The sequence below is a fragment of the uncultured Rothia sp. genome, assembly GCF_937976295.1.
Lineage (GTDB): Bacteria > Actinomycetota > Actinomycetes > Actinomycetales > Micrococcaceae > Rothia.
The window spans coordinates 1-4,345 of the sequence record NZ_CALJRY010000307.1; the positions used below are offsets into that span (position 1 = coordinate 1).

Annotated in this window: 2 protein-coding genes; both read left to right on the forward strand. The window is 56.0% G+C overall.

The genetic code is table 11. The annotated features are described in order from the left end of the window. Nucleotides 1–394: 394 nt before the first annotated feature. Nucleotides 395–2,125 carry an ABC transporter family substrate-binding protein gene (locus Q0216_RS08195; RefSeq protein WP_298594431.1) on the forward strand — a complete coding sequence of 577 codons (1,731 nt, stop codon included), beginning with the start codon at nucleotides 395–397 and terminating at the stop codon, nucleotides 2,123–2,125. A gap of 435 nt (nucleotides 2,126–2,560) precedes the next feature. Continuing rightward, the gene (locus Q0216_RS08200; protein ID WP_298594433.1) at nucleotides 2,561–4,264 is read left to right on the forward strand and encodes an ABC transporter family substrate-binding protein; all 1,704 of its coding nucleotides are present in this window, start codon (nucleotides 2,561–2,563) and stop codon (nucleotides 4,262–4,264) included. The last annotated feature ends 81 nt before the right edge of the window (nucleotides 4,265–4,345 follow it).

Sequence of the window (4,345 nt, forward strand, 5' to 3'; positions counted from 1 at the left end):
GGCATTCACTGGGAGAAGGTTGGTTGGGCTAAGTAAGTGCTCATCCCTTCACCTACGAGGTGAATAGCCTAGAGCTATTGAAAGTGTCCACCCGGATGATCCGGGTGGACACTTTTTGTATGTCCGAAAGGGGCTGCTTTGGGGTGCTTATGTGTGCCGATGTAGGAGAATGGCGGTATAGCTATCCGTAAAAATCCGAAAAAACAGTGTATACATAGTATGAATATTCAAAAAACACGATAAATATTAAGAAATATTGTGAAATGCTTGGTTTTTGCCCCGGGGGTGCGCTACAGTGGAGTCATACAAAGTTATGCAGTGCTCTGCATAAATAATCATCACTTCGGGAACACGGGATACACCCGCCCGCACAAGACAGAAGGAAACCATTCCCATGACCGCCAAGACCGCATACACCGCGAGTAGCCACGAAGCGACCAAGAACAGCTTCAGCCGCCGCGCCCTCATTGGCGGCACCGCGGCTCTGGGAGCTGTAGGTCTGCTCAGCGCCTGCGGTAGCGGTAGCGCAAGCTCTGAAAAGACCAAGGCAGCCGGTGCCGGTGCCAATATCGAAGACCTCTACAACATCAATGCTCAGGACGTCGCTAGCCTGAAGAAGGGCGGCACCCTGCGCCTGCCCGCCGGATCCATCGGCCCGAACTTCAACTTCTACACCCAGAGCGGTAACACCAGCGATAACGTCAACGTTATGAGCACCATCAGCCAGGCTGGTATGTGGAACCTCGACTTTGACGGTACCTACAAGCTGAACACCGACTTCGCTGTCTCCTTCGAGCACAGCAAGAAGGACGACAAGATTCAGGTTGCCGTCAAGCTCAATCCCAATGCTGTCTTCAACGATGGCACCCCCATCACCTACAAGGCGCTCCAGTCCACCTGGAACATCTTCAAGAGCCTGGATAATGGCTACAACATTGTCACCAGCGGCATCTACGAATTCGTCGAATCTGTAGAAAAGGGCGAAGACGATTACAGTGCAACCGTCACCTTCTCCAAGCCCTACTACCCGCTGCAGAGCCTCTTCTCTGAGATTCTGCACCCCGCCCTGGAAGACACCGAGCTCTTCAATAATGGCTTTGTCGACAACCCTCACCCCGAGTACTGGGCTGGCCCCTTCACCCTGGCGAATAAGGGTTGGGACTCCACCGCGAAGACCTTCAGCGTTGTGCCCAACGACAAGTGGTGGGGCACCAAGCCCCTGCTGGACAAGATTGTCTTTACTCAGATGGAGTCCAGCGCTGCACGTGCCGCGTTCAAGAACGACGAAATCGACGCTATCGGCGCAAGCACCTCCTCCACCTATGCCGAGGTGAAGAATATTGCCGGTACCGAATTGCGTAAGGGTACCCGCCTCTACGCGGGCGGTCTGGATATTAACCCCCGCCGCGTTAAGGATGCTGCCCTGCGTAAGGCAATCTTCGCTGGCACTAACCGTGAAGCACTCGCGAAGATTCAGTTCCAGGGCCTGCCCTATGAGGAAACCATTCCCGGTTCGATGATTCACATGCCCTTCTCGCCTTACTACCAGGATTCTTACCCGACCCCGAATAATAGTGTTTCGGAGGCGCAGAAGATTCTGGAGGCCGCTGGCTACACCAAGAATGGCGACTACTACGAGAAGGACGGCACGAAGGCTGGCTGTGCTGTGGTGGTCTTCGGTGACGATCCGACCACCAAGGGTAAGGCTCAGACCTTTACCCAGCAGATGAAGGATGTCGGCATTGAGATCCGGATCGATCAGCACTCCGATAGTGAGTTCGCCACCATTCTGGGCAACTGGGACTACGATATTTCCTTCAGCGGCTACTCGGTCTCTGCTGACGCAACCGAAGCTACCAAGCAGTTCTACTACTCCGAGAACAATGAGGGTATCGGTAGTGAGGAAATTGACGCTCTGATTGATGCCATGACTCTCATGGAAGATGACAAGGAACGTAACCTCGCCTGCAACGAGATTGAGAAGAAGCACATGGCTGAGTTCGCCTTCCTGGGTACCATTACGAACGGTCCTGACTTTGTGATGGTCAAGAAGACTCTGGCTAACTACGGTCCGCGCCTGTACAAGTCGATGGACTGGACTGCTGTGGGCTGGATGAACTCCTAAAAGACGCCTGTCGTGTGAGCGGGTCGAATGCGTATGCGCGCGTTCGGCCCGCTTTGCTGTGCCCGCTAGCTAATGCGGGAGGCGGGGTTTTGGGAGGCAGGGTTTGGGGGCAGGGGTGAGGCGCTGCACGAAGGATTTGGGGTTACTCCGATACGGATTTAGGTTCAGCGCCTTAGGGCCGGGCGTAATAATTAAGAAATATTTATCGTGTTGTGCACTTGTAGTGATGCATGTGGTGTACACTACTAAAAATATTAAATGTGGCTTAGGACATAGCTTTAAGTCACATTATTTTGCATGGCTTGACCTGCCCGCCCATCACCGCAGATGGCAGGTGCTCCTGTAGACGGAAACCCCGCCTCCAGGGCACGCAAGCCACCCACTCTACACTGCAAACACTGCATCAACGCAGTCTACACCCACAAGGAGCCCGCCATGAGCCCCCACCCCATCCCCTCCATCTCCGGAATCAACCCCGTCATGAGCCGCCGCGTACTGTTCGGCGGCGCAACCGCCGTCGCAGCTGCCGGCGTACTGAGCGCTTGTGGCTCCTCATCCTCCTCCAAGACCGAGCACCAGGCAAGCGAAACCCCGCTCTATGAAATCAACGAGCAGGACCCCTCGAACCTCAAGCAGGGCGGCACCCTGACCCTGAGCACCTACTCCCTTGGCCCGGACTTCAACCGCTTCTCCCAGAACGGCTCCAGCACGTCCGTCTCCGAAACTATGGGCATTATCGCCGGTGCAGGTATCTGGCGCAGCACCTTCAAGGGTGAAGACGAGCTCGACCCCAACTACTGCCTCGGCTTCGAAGCCAAGGAAGTAGATGGCAAGATCACCGCAGAGGTCCGCCTGAACCCCAAGGCAGTCTTCAATGACGGCACCCCCATCGACATCGACGCCCTCAAGGCAACCTGGCAGATTCAGCGCGACCCCGACGGTGAATACAAGATTGCCACAGCGGGCATCTACGAATACATCGAAAGCGTTGAAGCTATCGACGGCGACCGCTACCACGCACGCGTTGTCTTCAAGACCGCGCACAACCCCGTCAAGGGTCTGCTCTTCGGCGGAATCCTGCACCCGGCAATGCTCGACGTAAACCTCTTCAACGAAGGCTTCGTGGACAACCCCCACCCCGAGCTCGGTTGCGGCCCCTTCACCCTTGCACCCAACGGCTGGAACTCCTCCGAGAAGACCTTCACCGCAGTCCCCAACGACAAGTGGTGGGGCGATAAGCCCAAGCTGGACCGCATCGTCGTACGCGAAATGGCAGACGCTGCAGCTCGTGCCGCATACAAGAACGGTGAACTGGACGTCGTGGAAGCACGTACCCTCAGCGCCTACAACGAGATGAAGGACGTTGCGAACTCCGAAATCCGCCGCGGTCGCCGCCTCTTCGCCGGCGGCATGAACCTGAACGCACAGCACATCACTGACACTGCCGTGCGTAAGGCAATCTTCCTGGGTATCGACCGTGGTGCTCTGGCAAAGATTCGCTTCCAGGGTCTGCCCTACGAAGAAGAAGTTCCCGGCTCGATGCTTCTGCTGAGCTCCTCCCAGTACTACCGTGACAACTACCCGGCACGTAACCAGGAGGAAGCACGCAAGGTCCTGGAAAACGCAGGCTACACCAAGTCTGGCGACTTCTACGCGAAGGATGGCAAGACCATCACCCTGAAGCTGACCACCTTCGGTGATGACGCCACCACCAAGGGCCAGGCACAGACCTTCATTCAGAGCATGAAGGAAATCGGCATTAACTTTGAGCTCGATTCTCGTGCACAGTCCGAATTCACGAAGGTTGTCGGTAACCGCGAGTACGACGTGAGCATTTCGGGCTTCGGCGTGAGCTCCGAGCCGACCAGTGCTGCCGAGTACTTCTACCACTCCAAGAACTGGGACGGCGTTGGTACCCCCGAAATTGACGCTATGATCGACGAGATGATCACCATTCTCGACGACGCTAAGCGCGCCGAGAAGTGCAACGAAATTGAGAAGAAGCACATGAGCGAGGTTTGCCTCTTCATCCCGTTCCTCAATGGTCCGGACTTCAAGGCATGCCGCCCGAAGCTCGCTAACTACGGTGCGTTCCTCTTCAAGACCACCGACTGGTCTTCGGTTGGCTGGATGGCATAAGCCGCAGTTTTAAGCTCCCCGCCCCTATACGTTTTCGCAGTGTCGTATAGGGGTGGGGAGCTTTTTCTTGTGGAGGGTGCA